This is a genomic window from Streptomyces sp. NPDC054796 (genome assembly GCF_053611545.1).
The window spans coordinates 17321-34688 of the sequence record NZ_JBSHAO010000061.1; the positions used below are offsets into that span (position 1 = coordinate 17321).

General features: G+C 70.9%; 15 protein-coding genes. 8 read left to right on the top strand and 7 right to left on the bottom strand.

The genetic code is table 11. The features are described 5' to 3' along the window. Nucleotides 1-90 precede the first annotated feature (90 nt). Nucleotides 91-1329, bottom strand: a complete 1239-nt coding sequence (locus tag ACWGJ2_RS33895) for a hydroxymethylglutaryl-CoA reductase (protein ID WP_453350170.1) — start codon at nt 1327-1329, stop codon at nt 91-93. Between the two features lie 369 nt (nt 1330-1698). On the opposite strand from ACWGJ2_RS33895, the gene ACWGJ2_RS33900 reads away from it, so the two are divergent. Then, nucleotides 1699-2835 (top strand): methyltransferase domain-containing protein, encoded by a 1137-nt coding sequence (locus tag ACWGJ2_RS33900; protein WP_453350171.1) that lies wholly within the window; start codon nt 1699-1701, stop codon nt 2833-2835. Here ACWGJ2_RS33900 and ACWGJ2_RS33905 read toward each other — a convergent pair. Next, nucleotides 2816-3913 carry an eCIS core domain-containing protein gene (locus ACWGJ2_RS33905; protein WP_453350172.1) on the bottom strand — a complete coding sequence of 366 codons (1098 nt, stop codon included), beginning with the start codon at nt 3911-3913 and terminating at the stop codon, nt 2816-2818. The two genes, ACWGJ2_RS33900 and ACWGJ2_RS33905, sit on opposite strands and share 20 nt — an antisense overlap. A gap of 392 nt (nt 3914-4305) precedes the next feature. Between ACWGJ2_RS33905 and ACWGJ2_RS33910 the strand changes: the two genes are divergently transcribed. Next, a complete protein-coding gene (locus tag ACWGJ2_RS33910) occupies nt 4306-4986 on the top strand; it encodes a hypothetical protein (protein WP_453350173.1) in 681 nt (226 codons plus the stop codon). Nucleotides 4987-5058: 72 nt separating this feature from the next. Here the strand turns inward: ACWGJ2_RS33910 and ACWGJ2_RS33915 are convergent, their stop codons facing one another. Both ACWGJ2_RS33915 and ACWGJ2_RS33920 read right to left on the bottom strand, forming a co-directional pair. Continuing rightward, nucleotides 5059-5304, bottom strand: coding sequence for a DUF397 domain-containing protein (locus ACWGJ2_RS33915; protein WP_453350174.1), 246 nt, complete (start codon nt 5302-5304; stop codon nt 5059-5061). Further along, entirely contained in the window at nt 5301-6152 is an 852-nt protein-coding gene (locus ACWGJ2_RS33920) for a helix-turn-helix domain-containing protein (RefSeq protein ID WP_453350175.1), read from the bottom strand. The genes ACWGJ2_RS33915 and ACWGJ2_RS33920 overlap by 4 nt, the downstream gene beginning before the upstream one ends. A gap of 139 nt (nt 6153-6291) precedes the next feature. Between ACWGJ2_RS33920 and ACWGJ2_RS33925 the strand changes: the two genes are divergently transcribed. The 3 genes from ACWGJ2_RS33925 (at nt 6292) to ACWGJ2_RS33935 (ending at nt 8416) form a co-directional block, all read left to right on the top strand. Continuing rightward, nucleotides 6292-6786 carry a hypothetical protein gene (locus ACWGJ2_RS33925; protein WP_453350176.1) on the top strand — a complete coding sequence of 165 codons (495 nt, stop codon included), beginning with the start codon at nt 6292-6294 and terminating at the stop codon, nt 6784-6786. Nucleotides 6787-6832: 46 nt separating this feature from the next. Further along, nucleotides 6833-7777: a hypothetical protein gene (locus ACWGJ2_RS33930; protein WP_453350177.1), complete on the top strand. Its 945-nt coding sequence runs from the start codon at nt 6833-6835 to the stop codon at nt 7775-7777. 258 nt (nt 7778-8035) lie between these two features. Further along, on the top strand, nt 8036-8416 hold the full coding sequence (locus ACWGJ2_RS33935; protein ID WP_453350178.1) for an NUDIX domain-containing protein: 381 nt from the start codon (nt 8036-8038) through the stop codon (nt 8414-8416). A gap of 22 nt (nt 8417-8438) precedes the next feature. On the opposite strand, the gene ACWGJ2_RS33940 is transcribed toward ACWGJ2_RS33935, so the two are convergent. The 3 genes from ACWGJ2_RS33940 to ACWGJ2_RS33950 all read right to left on the bottom strand — a co-directional run bounded on the left by ACWGJ2_RS33940 (nt 8439) and on the right by ACWGJ2_RS33950 (nt 14950). Further along, nucleotides 8439-11075 (bottom strand): NACHT domain-containing protein, encoded by a 2637-nt coding sequence (locus ACWGJ2_RS33940; protein ID WP_453350179.1) that lies wholly within the window; start codon nt 11073-11075, stop codon nt 8439-8441. A gap of 81 nt (nt 11076-11156) precedes the next feature. Beyond that, nucleotides 11157-14375, bottom strand: a complete 3219-nt coding sequence (locus ACWGJ2_RS33945) for an NACHT domain-containing protein (protein ID WP_453350180.1) — start codon at nt 14373-14375, stop codon at nt 11157-11159. A 257-nt stretch (nt 14376-14632) separates the two neighbouring features. After that, nucleotides 14633-14950 (bottom strand): hypothetical protein, encoded by a 318-nt coding sequence (locus tag ACWGJ2_RS33950; protein ID WP_453350181.1) that lies wholly within the window; start codon nt 14948-14950, stop codon nt 14633-14635. 256 nt (nt 14951-15206) lie between these two features. Between ACWGJ2_RS33950 and ACWGJ2_RS33955 the strand changes: the two genes are divergently transcribed. From ACWGJ2_RS33955 to ACWGJ2_RS33965, 3 genes are all read left to right on the top strand, one after another. Then, nucleotides 15207-15749 (top strand): GntR family transcriptional regulator, encoded by a 543-nt coding sequence (locus ACWGJ2_RS33955; RefSeq protein WP_453350182.1) that lies wholly within the window; start codon nt 15207-15209, stop codon nt 15747-15749. Further along, on the top strand, nt 15746-16525 hold the full coding sequence (locus ACWGJ2_RS33960) for a GntR family transcriptional regulator (RefSeq protein ID WP_453350183.1): 780 nt from the start codon (nt 15746-15748) through the stop codon (nt 16523-16525). Before ACWGJ2_RS33955 ends, ACWGJ2_RS33960 begins: the two co-directional genes overlap by 4 nt. A 425-nt stretch (nt 16526-16950) precedes the next feature. Further along, nucleotides 16951-17199, top strand: a complete 249-nt coding sequence (locus ACWGJ2_RS33965) for a hypothetical protein (protein ID WP_453350184.1) — start codon at nt 16951-16953, stop codon at nt 17197-17199. Nucleotides 17200-17368 lie beyond the last annotated feature (169 nt).

Sequence of the window (17368 nt, forward strand, 5' to 3'; positions counted from 1 at the left end):
CCCGGCGCCGGAGGGCGGGGTCCGGATCGGATCGGGTCGGGCCGGGCCGCTGTTCGGGCTTGGTGACGGACGCGGCGCTCTTCTTCGCCGTCACGCGTCGGTGGGCACGGCGGGCACGGCAGGGGGACGGTTGCGGCCCAGGCGTTCGTGTGCGGCGACGAACTCGTCGGCGCTGACAGCGGACATCGTGGACAGGTCGAGGGCCAGCGCGAACCCCGCGATGATCTCGGCGAGCCGGGACTGGCCTCCGGGCGCGGCGCAGCCGAGCATCTCCAGCAGGGCGTGCTGTGCGGGCAGCCGGGTGCCGCCGCCGACCGTGCCGACGATCAGGGCGGGGAGGACCATCGTCGCCCGCACGCCGCCGTCGACGGGCTCCAGCTCCAGGTGCCCGAGGCTGGATTCGTGCACGGAGGCGATGTCCTGCCCCAGGGCTGTGAACATTCCGCCGATGACGTTGGCGATGCAGACGTCGTTGCCGACCATGCCGCCGTGGAGGCCGCCGCCGCGCTGGATGCGGTGGGTGTCCAGCAGACTGTCCCGGCCGGTGTTGAGCACATGCCGCAGGACGTGGTCCGGCAGCTCGGCCTCGGCGACCACGCGGGTGCCCCGGCCGTTGAGGAAGCTGTGGTACGTGACCTTCTTGTCGCCGCTGAGGTTCCCCTCGACCCGGAACTGTTCGACGTCCGCCGAGGTGTCGGCGGGGAAACGGTCGAGGATCCACTGGCAGGCGTGCCAGGTGCAGGCCGAGGTCATGTTCTGGCCCGCGGCGTCGCCGGTCTCGTAGGCGAAGACGACGTGCACGGTGCGGCCTGTCATGACCGCGCGTACGCTCACCAGCGCGGCGTGCCGGGACACGCGGGCCGCCTGGCCGCGCAGCTCCTCCAGGTGGTCTCCGAGCCAGTCCGTGAAGACGGCGGCCTGGCCGAGCGAGCCGAGCTGGAAGACGGGCGCCCGCGTCATGCGCTGGGAGACCGCGTGGGTGCGTACGCCGCCCGCCTGGGAGAGGGCACGGGCGCCGCGCGACGCCGAGGCGACCAGGGCGCCCTCGGTGGTGGCCAGCGGCGCGTACAGGCTGCCGGACGCGTGCGTGCCGTCGAAGACCAGCGGCCCGGCCAGCCCGACGGGCACCTCCACGGCCCCGATGAGGTTCTCGACGTTGTGGGAGAGGTCATCCGCGTGCAGCCGCATCGGGTGCAAGGGCGCCAGTGGTGTTCCTTGCCGCGTGCGGAGCCATTCCAGCCGCTCTTGCCGTGCGGCCTCGGTGTGGCTGTCGCGCGCGGGAATCGCGGAATCGGAAACGGCGCTGTCGTCACCGCTGTCCGGATGCATGGGTCCTCCCTGCGTGCGTATCTCCGCTCCCTCGGGCCCTTGCCTCACGCAGCCTCACGCGGCCGTGCGCGATGGCGGAGCCCGGACGTCCCCATTGTTCTCGTGCGCACCGTCCGTGCGGGGAGTTGCGCGGACGCGAGTGCGTGAACGTAGTGAACGCGCTGGTCGTCCGCCCTTCCGCGAGACGCCGCCCGGCCCGGCACCCGTCCCCCGGCCCGGCCCCGGTCCCCCGGCCCTGTCCCTCCTACGGGGCATTGCCGCGCGGGGGCCGGAGCCGCGAGGGTCGGGGGCCGCAGGCCGCTCGGTGGGGAGGTGAGGAGGAGAGGGGGAACAGCGGTGGTGGACTTCCGGGAGGTGTGTGCGGGGGCGGTGGCCGCCAAAGGCGGCTTCCGCGTTCCCTGGGTACGCGACGCGTTCGCCGCCGTCGACCGCGCCCACTTCGTCCCCGCCAAGGTGTGGGACCAGACCGCCGACGCGGACGGCCGCTACCCCCTGATCGACCACGAGGCGGACCCCGAGGGCTGGTACCGGGCGGCCTGGGACCCGCACCACAGCGTCATCACCCAGCTCGACGACCACCGCCTCCCCGATGCCCCCGCACGCGGTGGAACCTTCACCTCCAGCATCTCCGCGCCCGACATCGTCGCCGAGAAGCTGTGCCGGCTCGATCTGGAGCCGGGGCAGCGGGTGCTGGAGCTGGGCACCGGGTCCGGTTATGTCACCGCGCTGCTGTGCGAGCGCGTCGGCGACGCGAACGTGACCACGGTGGAGATCGATCCCCATCTGTCGGCCTGGGGCGCCGCCAATCTCGCCGCCGCCGGGTACCGTCCCGAGACCGTGTGCGGTGACGGCATGAACGGCCGCCCCGGAGACGGCCCGTACGGGCCGTACGGCCGCATCATCGCGACCGCCGCAGTACGGCACATCCCCCGCGCCTGGACCGGGCAGTGCGTGCCCGGCGCCGTCATCCTCACCCCGTTCGGCACCTCCTACGCCAACGGCGGCCTGCTGAAACTCACCGTGCGGCCCGACGGCGGCGCCCACGGGCCGTTCGTGGGGACCGCCCAGTACATGTGGGCCCGTGGCGAGCGCCCGCCCCGTACCGTCGAGCCCTCGGAGCGGGTCAGGAAGGCGTCCTCGCCGGTCGGACCGGCCCAGGTCCTGGACCGCGACTGGGCGCAGGACTTCGTCATCGGGCTGCGCGTCCCCGACGTGGGCCTCGCCCACCGTGGCGAAGGGGCCGAGCCGCGGACGCAGTTGTGGGACGAGACCGGCACCTGCGTCACCCTCGTGTCGCACGAAGCCTGGTGGGAGCACGGCGCGGTCACCTGCTACGGCCCCCGGAACCTGTGGGAGGAGGTGGTGGCCGCCTACACCGAGTGGCGCGGCGCGGGGCAGCCCGGACTGGACCGTCACGGCCTCACCGTCGCCGCCGACGGAACGCAGCACGCGTGGCGGGACACACCTGACACCCCCGCCCCCGGCTCTACGGATTGGTCACCGTGACGGTGATTCCGGCCGCCTGCATGGCCGCCACCGCCTGGCGGGACGCTTCCTTCGCGCCGGGCTTGGCGGGCTGGTAGTAGTGGGCGCAGGCGACGGAGATCTGGAAGGTGGCCATCGATCCGTCGCCCTTCTCCAGACCACCGGTTTGCAGCTCGATGAGGCGCTCGGCGCAGCCGTCCGTGCTTCCGGCCGACCCCTTCCTGGACGTGATGGGCAACTGGGCGCCCGTCTGGGGGTCGGTGCGCGCGATGGTGGTGCACGGGCTGGCGGTCAGCGCGGTGATGTCGAGGGTGTTGGATGCCTGGAGGACGTCCGGCATGCTCCAGGCCAGCGTCTCCAGCAGGTCCAGGATCGCGTCCTCGGCGTGGTCGCTGTTCGTCCGGTCGTGCGATTGCGCGGCGCTGGCGTACAGGCCCAGGTCCACGCCGTTCAGGCTGGCGTTGAGGATCACCTGGTTCCGTGGGTTGTGCGTGGCGAGGAACGCGTCGCGCTCTTGCGGAGTGACCTCCATGCGCTGCGCGACGTGTCCGGGGTGTCCGGGCCGTAGCTGGACGGAGTCCTCGCGAGGCCGGTCGGCGGTCTCCGGTGCCCGACGCGCCATCACCCGTCTCGCGTTGGCCTCCGCCTCGCGCTCGAAGCGGTCGGACGGGTCCGAGACCTTGAGGCCGCCTCCGTTGTCGGTGCCCGCGACGGGCCCCTGGCGCTGCTGGATGACGTGCGTCAGCTCGTGCGCGAGAGTGTGCGCGTCGGCACCGCCGTCGCCGATGACGATGTGGTTGCCGGAGGTGTAGGCACGGGCGCCCAGTTCGGTGGCCGACGCCTTCGCCGCGCTGCCGGAGTGCACGCGGACGTCGGAGAAGTCGGCACCGAGCCGGGCTTCCATGTCCGTACGGGTCGCGTTGTCGAGGGGGCGGCCACCGCTGCGGAGGACGTCCCGGACGGCGGCGGACCGCTGCACCTCGGGCACCTCGGGCACCTCGGGCTGCTCTTCCGTACGGTGCCCGCTCCGGCGGAGCATCTGGACGACGGCCGCGTTCCCGGCGCTGCGCTGAAGGTCGCGGAGCGCCTGTGGCGCCACCGGCGCACCCGGCCGCGCAGGCCGAACCGGCCGCACCGCCGAGTCGGCCGCGCGGCTACGGGCCGGTGCGTGGCCGTTCCCGGACGTGGACTGTCGGGCGTCGTCCCTTGCGTGCACGGGCTGCCTCTTCCGCCAGCGGACATCAACATCTCCTGCATACAAGGTCAACGCCCGACGCGGCCAGGAACGGGAGGGCAGGACCGGCTGCCCGAACGGGCAGCGCACGGCGCTCCACCCCGCTGTTACAAAGTGTGTTACTGACCCCGGACAGAACTTCGTGAACAAGATCCGGCGGGTGGCCATCGGACAGGGTGTAGCGAACAAGAGATCCGGCCGGTCGCCCTTCGGGAGCGGTCGGAGCGCCGTATCCCGACCACCCATGGGGGCCCAGCATGACCACTCGCCGCATCCGCCGCACCGTCCGCTCCACCGGCCTGGTGGCCCTCGCGGCCGCCGCCGCGTTCTCGCTGACCGCCTGCCAGGGCAGCGACACGGACGCTTCTGGCCAGGGCAAGCAGGACAGTGCCTCCGCCGCCCACTCGTCCGACGACAACGGTGCGTCGAACGACTCGGCGAAGAGCGGCCAGGAGACGAAGACCGAGGCGACCTCAGCGGACCGCGAGGGCGCGGGGTCGGGTTCGGAGAAGTCGGCGACGCCTGACCGCACCGAGACCCTGGAGGACGGCAGCAAGGCCGAGATCTACAAGCTCGGCGAGCAGAGCTACCGGGCCAAGATCGTTTCCGACGGCGCGGTCACGGCCACGCTGGAGACGGACGGTCACGACGCCGGTCTCAACGCCAACGGCATGTACGTGATGCTGGCGCTCGACGGCCAGATCTACTCCTGGATGGGCGGCGAGCACACGGGCGCAGGCACCTACAGCCTTGAGGGCGGCTGGAAGGCCAAGGTCACGGAGGTCGGCGACAACCACTTCCGCGCGAAGATCCTCGGCAACGACGGCTCGGTGATGGGCACGCTCGACGCGGACGGGCACGACGCCGGGGTCGACGCCAACGGCGTCGCCATCGTCCTCAGCTCCGGCGGCGTGATCAGCTCGCACTCGCACTCGTAAGCTCGTAAGGACGTCCCCGGCTGAGCGGTGGAACGGCTACGGCCGCTCCACCGCTCAGCCGTTTTCGCCTGCTTAGCGGGCGTACGTGGTGAAGGCCGCCCACGCGGCGGCCGGGACGGTCAGGACCGCGCCGTCCGGGGTCTTGGTGTCACGTATGTGGACGTCCGCTTCCGCGCAGCCGCAGTGGGCGACCTCGATGCATTCGCCTCCGCTGGAACTGCTGTAGCTGGACTTGTGCCAGTCGAAGGCGACCTCGACGCAGTCGCCTCCGCTGGGGTTGCTGTAGCTGGACTTGAACCACCGCAAGGTGCCGCTCATTGCTCTCCCGCCAACTGCTCGATGAGACCCAGCGAATCCCGTGGGCTCAGGGCCTGTGACCGGATCTTCGCATAACGCTGGGCGTAGCGGCTGACCTTTGCCGGGTCGCTGATCAGCAGGCTCTCCTCCTGCGGTTCCAGGTACACCAGGTGGTCGTGGTCCGTGGTTTCCAGCAGCTTCATGGAGCCGTATGCGCCCACATGCTCTGTGGACAGGCCGCAGTCCGGCGGGAGCACTTGGAGGGTGACATTGCGTCGTTGTGCGTCCTGGGCCAGTGAGTGCATCTGGCCCCGCATGATCTCCTCGCTGCCGATCGGCCTCCGTAATACGGACTCCTCCACGATCAGCTCGACCAGGGCCGTGGGCTCCCGGTCGAAGAGTGCCCGGCGCGCCAACCTGGCTTCTACCAGTTCTTCGACTCGCTGCTCCGGGAGCACCGGGAATCCGCCCGCGATCAGCGCACGGGCATACTCCTCTGTCTGGAAGAGGCCGTCGACCACCACCGCTTGGTATGAGGACAGAACGGCCGCCCGCTGCTCCAGTGGCGCGAAGTCGCGGAACTGCGACGGATACTTGTCGCGACGGGCGTACTTCATGGACGCCTCAAATACCGGCGCCCCGCCCAGCAGGACTCTGTCCATCCCCTTGAGCATCTTCTCGCTGCCGGGCTGGACGCCCGTCTCCATCGCGCTGACCGCAGCGCCCGTGTAGCCGAGTTCCTCGCCGACGTTGTCCTGCGTCATCTTCAGGTGCTTGCGGAGGATGCGAGCGATCTCGCCGACATATCTGGTCGTGCTCAGGCTCGGCTGGTCCTGTTCCTCGTGGTCGTCGTGTCCCGCTTCTTCCATTGGCGCGTCACCACCCGGTCGGGGTCGTTCTCAAATGAACTCAACCGACTCTCAAGGCGATTTCGCGCAGCTCACCACGGTCCTCGCCCTTGAGGTCCGGCTCTGGAAAACGCTAGTCGGGGCTACCGAGACTTTTCTCATGAATACAGAAAGTGACCGAACCGATCTGACCTGGCTTCCTCCCGACGGGCACCGGCTCCGCAAGGCGGGCGTGTACTTCGACGCCGTACGCGTCGACGGCGAACTCGGTGCCGAACTCGCGACGCTCATGGTGCGGCTCACGGGCGGGTTCCCCGGGCCCGTCGTCACCTCGGCCGTACGTCGTCGGCCCACGTACTTCCTCGTGCCGCCCGGCAGCACCACCGGCCGTCCCTGGCCGGGCGCGGCGGAGCGGCTGACGAGCGACGGGTGCGGGCAGGTGGCGTACATCCCCGTACCCGCGCTCGACGGCCCGACGTGGCCGCTGTCCTGGCGCTGCGTGCCCCGCCCCGACGGCGTACTCGTGCACGCGCTGCTGCTCCGCAGCGCCCTGCGCACGCTCCTGGACCGCGACCCGGCGCAGACCGACGAGGCACGCGGCGCCTATGGGGGACGCGGGGTCATTTCGCGCGGTTGCGCGCGCGACGCCCCGTGACGCGAGAGGTTACGGCGCACCAACCGCACCACGCGAGGAGCAGACCATGACCGGCGTCCTGACGACTGACCACCCTGCCTGGACCGAGACCGGGAGCGGAGGTCGCGCCCGAGCCGTACGTACCGTCTCTGGGGTCTGGGTCCTGTTCTGGGACAGCGATGGTCTGCGCCTGACCTGCGTGGAGGGGACCGAGGACGTGAAGCCCCAGTTCGTCACCGCCGACCCCGCGTGTCTGCCGGACACCGTTCCCGCAGCGCTCAGGGCCGGACTCGACGGGCTCGGGCCCACGCTGCGGCTGGCCAATCCCTGGCTGTGGGACGCGATCACCACTGCCGTCCTCCGGCAGGTGGTGCGGGCCGGGCAGGCTCGCAAGCTGTACCGCACGTGGTGCCGGACATACGGCACAACTGTCGAGACCCCGTACGGAGAACTGGCTCTCGCACCCACGGCCGGGCAGGTTCTGGGGCTCGATGAGGACCAGTTCGCGTCCGTGGGAGCCCGGTTCCACCGTTCCGTGTTGCTGGCAGCCGCCGCCCGCTACGAGGAGCACTCCGCGCGCTGGCGGCACATGGACGCCGCTGACCTGGCCGCCGCGCTGATGAACGTTCCCCGGATCGGGCCGTGGACCGCGTCCGCCGCCGCGGCCGACTACACCGGTGACTTCAGCGTCTACCCGCACGACGACCTGGCCGTGCGCACCTGGGCCGCGCAACTTGCGCCCGAGCACGACTGGCCGGATAAGAAGGACAAGGCGTTCGGCCCGCTGTGGACCGGCTTCGCCGGTCCCTGCCGTACCGCCCTGCACGCCCCTCACCCTCTCCACTCTCACCTGGGGCTCCCATGCCCGCTGAACCGGAGGAGCGATATCGCAGTTACCGCTGATCGCGGGAGCCGACCCGGCCCACACTCTCGACGCACTGTTCGTGAACGCGCCCCTGCGTGTACCCGCGCGACCGGCGTCCGGCGGCGAGCCGCGGCACCGCGCTCCTGAAAGGCGCGGCCAGCGGCGGGCATCTGGAGGCGAACATCATCGGGGAACTCGACACGCTCCACGACAAGTACAGCGTGACCGCGTTCCGCTTCGTCGACGACCTCTTCCTGGGCGTCGGCCGCGTCATCGGGACACAAATGGCCGCGTTCACCCGGCACCGTATTGGTGAGCGGTACGTGGGGGACGCTACCGGGCGCATCAACGTCCTCGACCGGGTCTCCGACCGTGAACTGGACCGGCTCGTCGCCAACGGCCTCCGTGAGGTCGCCCTCGGCATCGAGCCCGGCAGCGACCGCATCCTGCGGCAAGCTCGACCAGGGCGAGCCCCTGAGTGCCGGTGCCGCGCGGGAGCTGCTGGAGGAGACGGGCGTCGTCGTCGATCCGGGCCATCTGCGCCTGGTACACGTCGTGCACCACCGGCAGAGCGACACCCTGGCCCGGATCGGGTTCTTCTTCGAGGCCACCGAGTGGACCGGGGAGCCGGTCAACAGAGAACCCGAGAAGTGCCTCCGCCTGGCGTGGTTCAGCCTCCACGAACCGCCCGAGGATCTGATCGAGTACCCGAGGGAAGGACTCCTCGGGTACCTCCGGGCGGCCAGCGGTCTGACGGAACACGGCTGGCAGCGGGCGGCGGGCTGAACGGCTCTGGCGACCGCAGGGGTCAGGACATGATGCGGACGCCCTCTGGGACGCCGCTGACGCGTGGGAGGCGCGGGTTCACGCGAAGCGTCGTCAGGCGGGGGAACTCCGCGAGCCAGCTCATGTCCGCGACGCCCAGGTCGTAGGCGAGCCACAGGTGCGTGAGCTGGTCGTGCGCGAGGCCGTCCAGCAGTTCGGCCGGGGTGAAGTGGCCGACGATCTGGACCCGTTCCCGGCCGCCCAGCTTGCGCAGGGCCGCCAGTTCCACCCTGTCGGAGACCGGGAAGTACAGGCCCTCCGGGTCGAGATACTGGATGATCTCGTCGGCGTAGCGCTCGGTCTCGAAGTTGCGCCAGCCGCGCGCCAGCTCGGCCCGCACGGGCAGCGACCTGCGATCCCGTAGCCGGGCGAGGTAGTGCATGGCGGCGTCGTCGTTGATGCGGGTGACGGTCACGGCGAGGCGGTGGGCCTCCTCGTCCGTGACGGTGGACGGGTCCGGCAGCATCTCCAGGACGATCGGGCCCACCCAGCCCAGGCCGCGCGCGCCCGCGACGGTGGCGGGGCGCACCATGTTGCGCGTCTCGCGCCGGATGCGGGCGTGGGTGTCCGGGTCCAGCTCCGTCACATGCTCCAGGCAGGCCGCGGCCAGCAGACGGCGGCGGTTCCTCCGCATGCCCGTCTTGCCGGGCGCGAGGAGGCCGCGCAGGAGCGTCGCGCACTCGTCGGGGCGGGCGTGCGCGACGGCCATGCGGATGACCTCCTCCCAGTCCGCCTCGTGGGCGTGGTCGAGGAGGAGGGCGAAGTTGCGCTGCTCGACGGCCTCCTTGGCCGCGAGATAGTCCTGCACCGTGCGGTGGACGAACTCGACGGAGCCGTCCGGCTGCTCGCGCAGCAGGCCCGTACGGAGGAGGAGGTGATGGAAGATCTCCTCCGGCCCGCCCTGGCCCGCCGTGGCCGGGATCGCGGGGAGACGGCGGGATATCTCCTCGACGGCCGTGGCGCGGTCGAGTTCCGCGCGCTGCTCCAGCAGCATGCGGTAGGCGAGCTTGCGGAGCAGGCGCTCGCGGGGGGCGCGCTGGAGGTTGACGGCGTCGGCGTACAGGACGTGGCGTTCCGTGTCGCGGCGCTGGAGAAGCATTTCCATGGCCGCCTCGTACAGCTCCTTGCGGCCGTGGGGGAGAGAGCCGGAGCGGTCGCGGTTGAGGGCGCAGATCAGCCCGCACATGAGGGGGTTGGTGGCGAGGACGCGCAGCTCGCGGTAGAGGGGGATGGTCTGGAGCAGCCGGTCCATGTACGCGTCGAGACTCGCGTGGTCCTTGCCCTCGTCGGTGCGGGCCGCCGTGTGCCAGGCGGTGATGAAGGCGGCGACCTGGTCGCGGTTCATCGGGGCGAGGGTCAGCTCGCTGAAGCCTTCGTCGGCGAGCCAGTCCGCGTCGACGGCGGGGGGACGGGAGGTGACCAGGCAGACGTTGCCGCTGTAGATGCGCAGCAGGCGGCGTAGCTGGTCGCGGAGGTGGGGGCGCTGGTCCTCGGGCGCCTCGTCTATGCCGTCGACGAGCAGCAGCCCGCGCTCCTCGGCGAGGACGCGCACGGCCCAGCCCTCGGGGGCGTCGTGCGCGAGGGGGTGGCGGACGGCGGTGAGGAAGTCGTCCGGGGCGGGGAAGCCCTCGCGGGCGAAGCGGCGTACGGGGAGGACGAGGGGGATGCGGCCCCGTAGACCGCCCAGCTCGGCGGGGAGTTCGTCGCGGGCCGTCGTGACGGCCAGCCACTGGATGAGGGTGGTCTTGCCGGAGCCCGCGACGCCGCGCAGCAGGACGCGTTCGTGGCCGGAGAGGGCGCGGTCGGCGGTGGTGACGGGTTCGTTGGGGGCGGGTGCGGGTGTGGGGGCGGCGGGTGCGCCCGTGGCCGTGCCCGGCGTGCCCGGCGTGGATGTCGTGGGCGTCGTGGGCGTCGTGGAGGCGTCGAACTCGGCGGTGAGGCTGAGGTACGTCGCGTCGAGTGGCCAGTTGTCGGGGGTGTTCGGGTTGGGGAGGTCGATGCCGTAGATCGTGACCCGGTTGAACTGCTCGACCACCGTGCGCAGATAGCGCTCCTCGAACTCCGCGTCGGCGGCGGAGGGCGCGGGGCGACCGCGCAGTGCCTCCACGTCGTTGAGGTCGACGAGCTGCCTGATGCGGTGACTCCGTTCGGCCATGCGTTCCGCGAGCGCTGGGGAGCGGCGGATGAGCAGGTGCAGTATGTGCAGGCAGACCGTGACCAGCAGGTTGTCGTGGAACCAGGCCGCCTCCGACGACAGCTCCCTGTCCGCGCCGGGCACGGCCGAGCGGAGGCGTCGCGCGAAGTCCTGGGGGCCGAGGCGTACGGCCTGGGCGTCGGTGACGTCGACCTCGCCGATGGTCCAGAGGGTGCGGGCGAGGACGGACGCTGTCGCTTCGTCCTCGTCCGTCGCGGTGTCCGGGTTCGGGGACGGGGCGGGGGCGAGCCGTACGAGTTCGCGCGCGGTGCGCAGCAGATCCTCGTACCCGAGCGCGGGTGCCACCCCCCGGAAGGTGACCAGCCAGGCCAGCAGGGCTTCGCCCTGATGCGGCTCCTCCGGCCGGAAGAGGGGACGGACGATCGGATCGACAACGGCTGACGCGAGACGTACGGCGGGTTCCATGAGCTTTCAGGGCTCCCCGTGGGCCTGTACCGGTGAACCGCCCAGCCTATGCGGAGCTTTGGGGAGAGGGGTACGGGGTGTTCACGCCGGTCTGGGGCGGGGGGTGATCGTCAGCTTGGCGGTGGCGGGTAGGGCGTCGGCGTTGTGGATGGTGAACACGTAGCTCACGATCACGGTCTCCAGCCGGGGCAGACCGGCGAGAGGCGCGAGGTCCACCTCCTTCGCACCGCTGATGGCGAGGTGGTCGAGGTGCGGGAAGAGGCCGACGACCTGTCGCAGGTCGCAGCCCTTGAACGGCAGGGAGAGGTACATCTTCTCCATCTGCTCCATGCGGGCACCCGCGTCCGCCAGCTCCCTTATATGGGTGCCGAACAAGGAGGCCGTGACCAGCCCTGGGTGATGGACGAACGCGGTCCAGTCGCGGAATCCGCCGAGGGGCCGGGCGCTCCACAGACCCACGTGCCGCAGCGTGGGGTAGTCGCTCATCCAGTGCAGATCGCGCATGCCGGAGGGCGCCCACACGTGTTCGAGGGGGGCTCCGTCCGGGAGCGCGGAGGAGCCGGGCCAGTCCAGCCCCTCGTTGAGGTGGAGGTATTGCAGCCGCGTCAGCGTCCGCAGCCCCCACAGTTGCTTCAACGAGGCGAGGTTCTGGAGAGTGAGGCTCTCCAACGGCACCTCGCGCAGGGGCGTCAGATCGGAGACTTGGACGCAGTTGACGAGCCGCAGAGTCTCCAGCTTCTGGTAGGCGGTCAGAAAGCCCAGGCTGCTGATCAGGGAGTTGTCGGCGAGGCTCAGCTCCCTCATCTCTCCGGGCGGAAGAGACTCGGCGATCTGTCGCTCGGTGAAATCGCCCTGGAGCCACACGCGGTCATGGCCACCGAGATCACGCAGCGCGGCCAGCTCCTCCGGCGAGTGGACCGTGATGTAGACGTGCGGGGGTTTCTCGATGAGATGCGCGATGACGTCCCGGGCGTATGCGCCGGTGTCGAACCGGTCCCAGTGGACGGCCAACTGCGCGCGCACGTTGATGTCCTCGCTGTCCCGGAAGCGGAGCAGGGTGGCCAGTCCGGCGTCCGTGCCGATCTGCGCCGCCGTGTGGACCACCGCCCTGGCCTCCCCGTCGTCCACCTCCTCCGGGCCCGGCAGCAGCTCCAGTACGACGGGCCCGAGCGCCGCCAGCTCCCTCGCCTCGTCCAGATCGCGCGGCGGAATCAGCGCCGCCGCGCGCCGCTCCACCTCGGCCCGGACGTCCGGGTCCAGCTTCGTCGCGTGCTCCAGGCACGCCATGGCCAGCAGATGCAGCCTGCTGCGGTGCTCCGGTTCCTCGTCGCCCCGCTCCAGCAGCGCCCGCAGCAGGCGGGCGCGCTCGTCGGCGCGTGCGTGGGCGACGGCCATGCGGACGACGTCCTCCCACTGGTCCTTGTGCGCGTTGCTGGCCAGCAGATTGAAGTCGCGTTCCTCGACGGCGGCCTTCCCGCCCAGGTAGTCCTGGAAGGTGCGGTGGACGAAGTCGACGGCGCCGTCGGCGGGCTCGCGCAGCAGGCCCGAGCGGTCCAGCAGATAGCGGAAGATCTCCTCGGCCGTGCCCTGTTCCGCCACGTACGGCATGGAGGGCAGGGCGCGCTCCAGCAGTCCGATCGCGTCGGCGCGGTCCAGTTCCGAGCGGCCGTTGCGGATGAGCCAGTACGCGAGCCGTTGCAGCAGCTCGATCTGCGACTCCTCGTCCAGCTCCCGCGCGCCCTCCCCGTACATGTCGCGCTCACGGTCGCGCCGCTCCAGCAGCATGCTGAGCGCCGCGTCGTAGAGGGCCTTGCGCCCGCGCGGGAGGAAGCCGTGGCGCTCGCGGTGCAGGGCGCAGATGAGGCCGCACATGAGGGGGTTGGTGGCGAGGCGTTCCAGGTCCGGCTTGGTCCGTACGGCAGTGAGCAGCGCGCCCGCCAGCTCCGGGTCCGTCTCGGCCGCCTCGTGCCAGCGGTTGATGAAGACGGCGATGTCGTCGCGGCTCATGCGGGAGAGGGACAGCTCGGTGAAGTCGTCGGTGCCGAGCCAGTCCTCGCGTACGGCGGAGGGGCGCGAGGTGACCATCCACAGGTTGCCGGGGAAGGCGGTGAGGAGGTCGCAGAGCCAGCGGCGGGTGCGTTCGCGCTCGTCCTCGGGCACCTCGTCGATGCCGTCGACCAGCACCAGCCCGCGGCCCGCCGACAGCACGCGGTCCGTCCAGCTCTGCGGCTGCGAGCCGGAGAGGGGGCAGCCGACCGCGTCGAGGAAGCGGGCGGGGGTGGGGAGCGCGGCGCCGCGCCGGGTGAGGGTGCGCAGGGGCAGGACGAACGGGACGCGGCCGATGAGGTGCGCGAGCCGTCCGGTCAGCCGGTTCTGACGGGCCGTGGTGACGGCGAGCCACTGGACGAGGGTGGTCTTGCCGGAGCCCGCGACGCCGCGCAGCAGCACGCGTTCGTGTCCGGCGAGGGCCTGTTCGGCGGGTTGCGGGGGTGGCGGCGTCGCGGCCCATTCGCCCTGGTCACCGTGCGGGCCCCCGGGGGAGGCGCCGAGTGAGCCGCCGAGCGATCCGCCGAGGGAGCGGTCCTTCGCCGTCGCCTCCAGGCTCAGATACGCCGTGTCCAGGGGCCATTCGCGGGCGTGGTGGAGGTCGATGCCGTAGATGGTGAGGTGGCTGTGGCGCTTGGCGATGTAGCCCGCGTAGCGCTCCTCGAACCCGGCGTCCTCGGCGGAACGGGAGGGGACGCGTTTGATGAGGAGGTCGGTGCGGGTGACGAGGTCGGCGAGCTGCTGGCTCTGCTCGTAGAGGCTGCGGGCGATGAAAGTGGAGCGCTGGGTGAAGAAGTGCACGATGTGGAGGCAGGCGGCCTCCAGGACGTCGCGGTAGAGGCGGGTCGCGTCCTCGCCGAGATCGCGGGTGAGGTGCGGCCCGTCGGCCTGCTGGTACAGCTCGTCGCCCAGCCGGCGATGGCCCATCCGCACGGCGTCCGCGTCGGTGACCCCGCACTCGCCGAGCGCCTGGAGCGTGCGGGCGAGCGCGTCGCCGACCGCGTCCAACTCGCCGTCCGGCAACGCCTGGTGGGGGCCGCCGCGCTGGACGGCCCGGCGCACGAGCTTGCGGGCCAGCTTGCGCAGGTCGTCGTCGCTGAGCCTGGTCTTCTCGCCCTTGAACGAGACGAGCGCGGAAATCCGCACAGGCTTCTCCACCAGCCCCGCACCGGGTGCTCTGGGCACGAACAGCTTCTTGACCAGGGGCGCGACGGCACTGGACGCGAGCTTCGCGGCGACGGCTGCGGGTTCCATGGCTCCCCGGGGGACGCGGCAGGGGGTGTGGCGGGCTGGGGGCAGCAGCGTAGGCGGGTTCGCGGGGCGGCGTCGACGGCCGATGGCAGGCCCGTCACCGCGTCACTGCGTCGTCGCGCGGCAGCACGGGCACTGGCAGGGTGGGAACGCCACTGTGACGGGCGGAGGCGCGCCCTTCCGAGGTGGGCGGACCGTCCTCGACGAGACCGGGACACGGGTTCCGTCGCCCCGCACGCGGTACACCTTGATCGTCATCATCAGGTGGTTCCCACGGCCCGGCGAAGGACGTAGGGGCCCGCGACGGCCTCGTCCCCGGTCAAGTCCGGTGCCAGCGCCGCCCACTGGGCCCGCCGCTCCCGTTGCTCGTGGGCCACGAGATATGGGCGGACGAGGGGCACGGCGTCGCCGTCGAGGAACGCGGTGTGGGGCCTGCGGGGCTGTTCCGGTACGTGTCGTCGGGGACCGTGCGCGGGGCGGGGCGCGGGTTCCGGCTGTTCCGTGCCGAGCGCCGCAGACGCCAGCCGGAGGTGGTGAGGGCGATGGCGTCCAGATCCTGGCCGGAGAAGCGACTCCATCGCGCCTCGCAGTAAGCGGAGGCGGGTAGCGGCCCGGTCCCTCGGCCGTGAATGTCCTGGGCCCCAGATGGAGGGGGCTGGTTGTCGACGTGACAAGGGCACGGGGTCACCACCTTGCTCATGGGTGTACGCCCGCGTTGAAATTACTGCTATTCGCGAAAAGCGGCAAGGTTTGGTGTGGGGCTCACAGCCTGTGTGTCGCTTACCGTGTAAAGCGGCAAGGTTGGGCAGCCGGTCGGTCGTACGGGAGGACACCGTGAGCGCCAGTGAATGGGTGAGCGCCTCGACGCCGTACCTCGGTCCTCGGGACAAGGGGGCCGGTGACGCGTGGGGAGCGGAGACCGCTGCGGCGGGGCGGCGTGGTCGTCAGCGGGTCGTGAGTGCCGGGGAGGTGGTGCCTCCGCCGGGCATCGGCGAACTCCTGGGCGTGCCCGAAGGGCAAGAGGCCGTCGTGCGGCGCCGGGTGATGTACCTGGACGACCTCCCGAACGAACTGACCGACACGTACTACCCCGTGCACCTCGCACGCGGCACCCCGCTGGCGCGGACGACCAAGATCCGTGGCGGCGCGGTGACGCTCCTGGCGGAGATGGGGTACGTGGGCGTACGGGTCGTCGAAGACGTGACCGCCCGGATGCCGACCGACGCCGAGCGCGAGGTGCTGGACATCGGCGCCGCTACGCCGGTGCTCCAACTGACCAGGGTCACCCTGGACGCCGACGACCGGCCGTTCCAGGTGGACCGGATGACCATGCCGTCCGGGCGGCAGCGACTGCGGTACGAGTTGAGGATCGGATGACCGTGTCCGGCACAGAAGCGTATGAAGGCGACCGGCGCTCGCTGCACGAGCGGATTGCCGCCGATCTGCGGGACGAGATCATGAGCGGGGACCTGGCGCCAGGGGCGAAACTCCCTTCCACGGCGCAGCTCAAGCAGAGGTTCGGCGCGTCCAACGCCACCGTTCAGAAAGCGCTGCAACTTCTCAAGGACGAACGGCTGGTGCTGGGCCGCGCTGGTGCGGCCGTCACCGTAAGAGAACACCGGCAACGCACCATGCGGCCTGCTTCGTACATGGCCCCTGCGGGCTCGGGTGAGCCGTACCGCTGGCTCTCCGAGGCCGAGAAGCTCGGCGGACGGGCGCGCACCAAACTGCTGGACGTGGGCGAGACACGGCCTCCGGCCGATGTGGCGGCGGCACTGGGGCTCCCGGAGTCCGGGGCCGCTCTCTTGCGCGCCCAGCTCTTGATGATCGACGACGAGCCGGTGGAACTGGTCAAGTCGTTCTATCCGCTGGAGATCGCGCAGGGGACGGAGATGACATCTCGTCGCAGGATCAAGGGCGGTACGCCGACGCTCCTCGCTGACCTGGGGTATCCGCCACGGCTGAGTGCGGACAGGGTCTCGGCGCGTGTGCCCACCCAGGAGGAGTTCCGCGCGCTGCGGCTCCCCAGTGACCTCCCCGTGCTTCGCACCTTGCGGGTTGTCTTCTCCGACGACGACGTGCCGATCGAGGCCACGGTCATGGCGAAGGCGGGGCACCTCTATGAGTTGCAGTACGAATTCACGGCGCGTTAGTCCCAGCACCTTTACCGAAGCGGGGTACGTACATCGCTCCGCACTGATGCCTGTTATTTCCGGTTAAGGGTCTAAACGGGCGTCAACTCTCGCTTCGTAGGTGCGAAGCGTTATTCCTTGTCAGAGGGTTGTAACAGGGGTGCTCGGCCCTTTGAGGGCGCCGCTGTCCGTGTGATCGACTGACGACATGATCGAAGTCTGCCCGAGCAGTCTTCGATCGCACGCGGCCGAGGATATTCGGCCGCCCGTGGGCCGGTCGGCGCTTCGTCGGAGCCCCGGCGTTCCGGTTCTGCCGCGCGGCACCGACCGCGCGGAGCGACGGAACGACGGAACCGCCGCAGGCCGACTCACCGCGTCCCACGGAAGGCGGTGGCAGCGCGCCTTCGGGCGGGCGCACCGCGCACGTACGGCAAGGGAGAGCAAGAATGCGCAAGTTCAAGCGGGCCGCAGTTCTCGGCGCCACCATCCTGGCCTTCTCCGGGGCCGCTGCCGGGGTTTCCCAGGCGGCTGAGGAGCACACGTCGGAGACGCAGGGCAACTACCAGACGGACTGCAACAAGGAGCAGCTCGCGAAGGAGCTGGCGATGGGGAACGGGAAGCCCGTCGTCGTCGACCGCTGCACGGACGGCGCCGCCAACGACGGCTCCATGATTGTCCACTGGCACTACGCGTGATGCCGGTGAGGTGACGTACGGCGTCCGGTGTTGAGGCCACCGCCTCCACCACCTCCGCTGCCGAGCGCGCGCGGCAGCGGACCGGCCAGCGGACCCACACATGACGTTCCGGCGCCGGAACGTCACCTGACGGCCCTTCCGCCCCCTGGCCAGGGCGGAGGGGCCGTTT

Coding starts and splice junctions, on each gene's coding strand:
- ACWGJ2_RS33895 (WP_453350170.1), bottom strand. CDS start 1,329: ATGCATCCGGACAGCGGTGACGACAGCGCCGTTTCCGATTCCGCGATT.
- ACWGJ2_RS33910 (WP_453350173.1), top strand. CDS start 4,306: ATGACCACTCGCCGCATCCGCCGCACCGTCCGCTCCACCGGCCTGGTG.
- ACWGJ2_RS33915 (WP_453350174.1), bottom strand. CDS start 5,304: ATGAGCGGCACCTTGCGGTGGTTCAAGTCCAGCTACAGCAACCCCAGC.
- ACWGJ2_RS33920 (WP_453350175.1), bottom strand. CDS start 6,152: ATGGAAGAAGCGGGACACGACGACCACGAGGAACAGGACCAGCCGAGC.
- ACWGJ2_RS33925 (WP_453350176.1), top strand. CDS start 6,292: ATGAATACAGAAAGTGACCGAACCGATCTGACCTGGCTTCCTCCCGAC.
- ACWGJ2_RS33930 (WP_453350177.1), top strand. CDS start 6,833: ATGACCGGCGTCCTGACGACTGACCACCCTGCCTGGACCGAGACCGGG.
- ACWGJ2_RS33940 (WP_453350179.1), bottom strand. CDS start 11,075: ATGGAACCCGCCGTACGTCTCGCGTCAGCCGTTGTCGATCCGATCGTC.
- ACWGJ2_RS33945 (WP_453350180.1), bottom strand. CDS start 14,375: ATGGAACCCGCAGCCGTCGCCGCGAAGCTCGCGTCCAGTGCCGTCGCG.
- ACWGJ2_RS33950 (WP_453350181.1), bottom strand. CDS start 14,950: ATGGAGTCGCTTCTCCGGCCAGGATCTGGACGCCATCGCCCTCACCAC.
- ACWGJ2_RS33960 (WP_453350183.1), top strand. CDS start 15,746: ATGACCGTGTCCGGCACAGAAGCGTATGAAGGCGACCGGCGCTCGCTG.
- ACWGJ2_RS33965 (WP_453350184.1), top strand. CDS start 16,951: ATGCGCAAGTTCAAGCGGGCCGCAGTTCTCGGCGCCACCATCCTGGCC.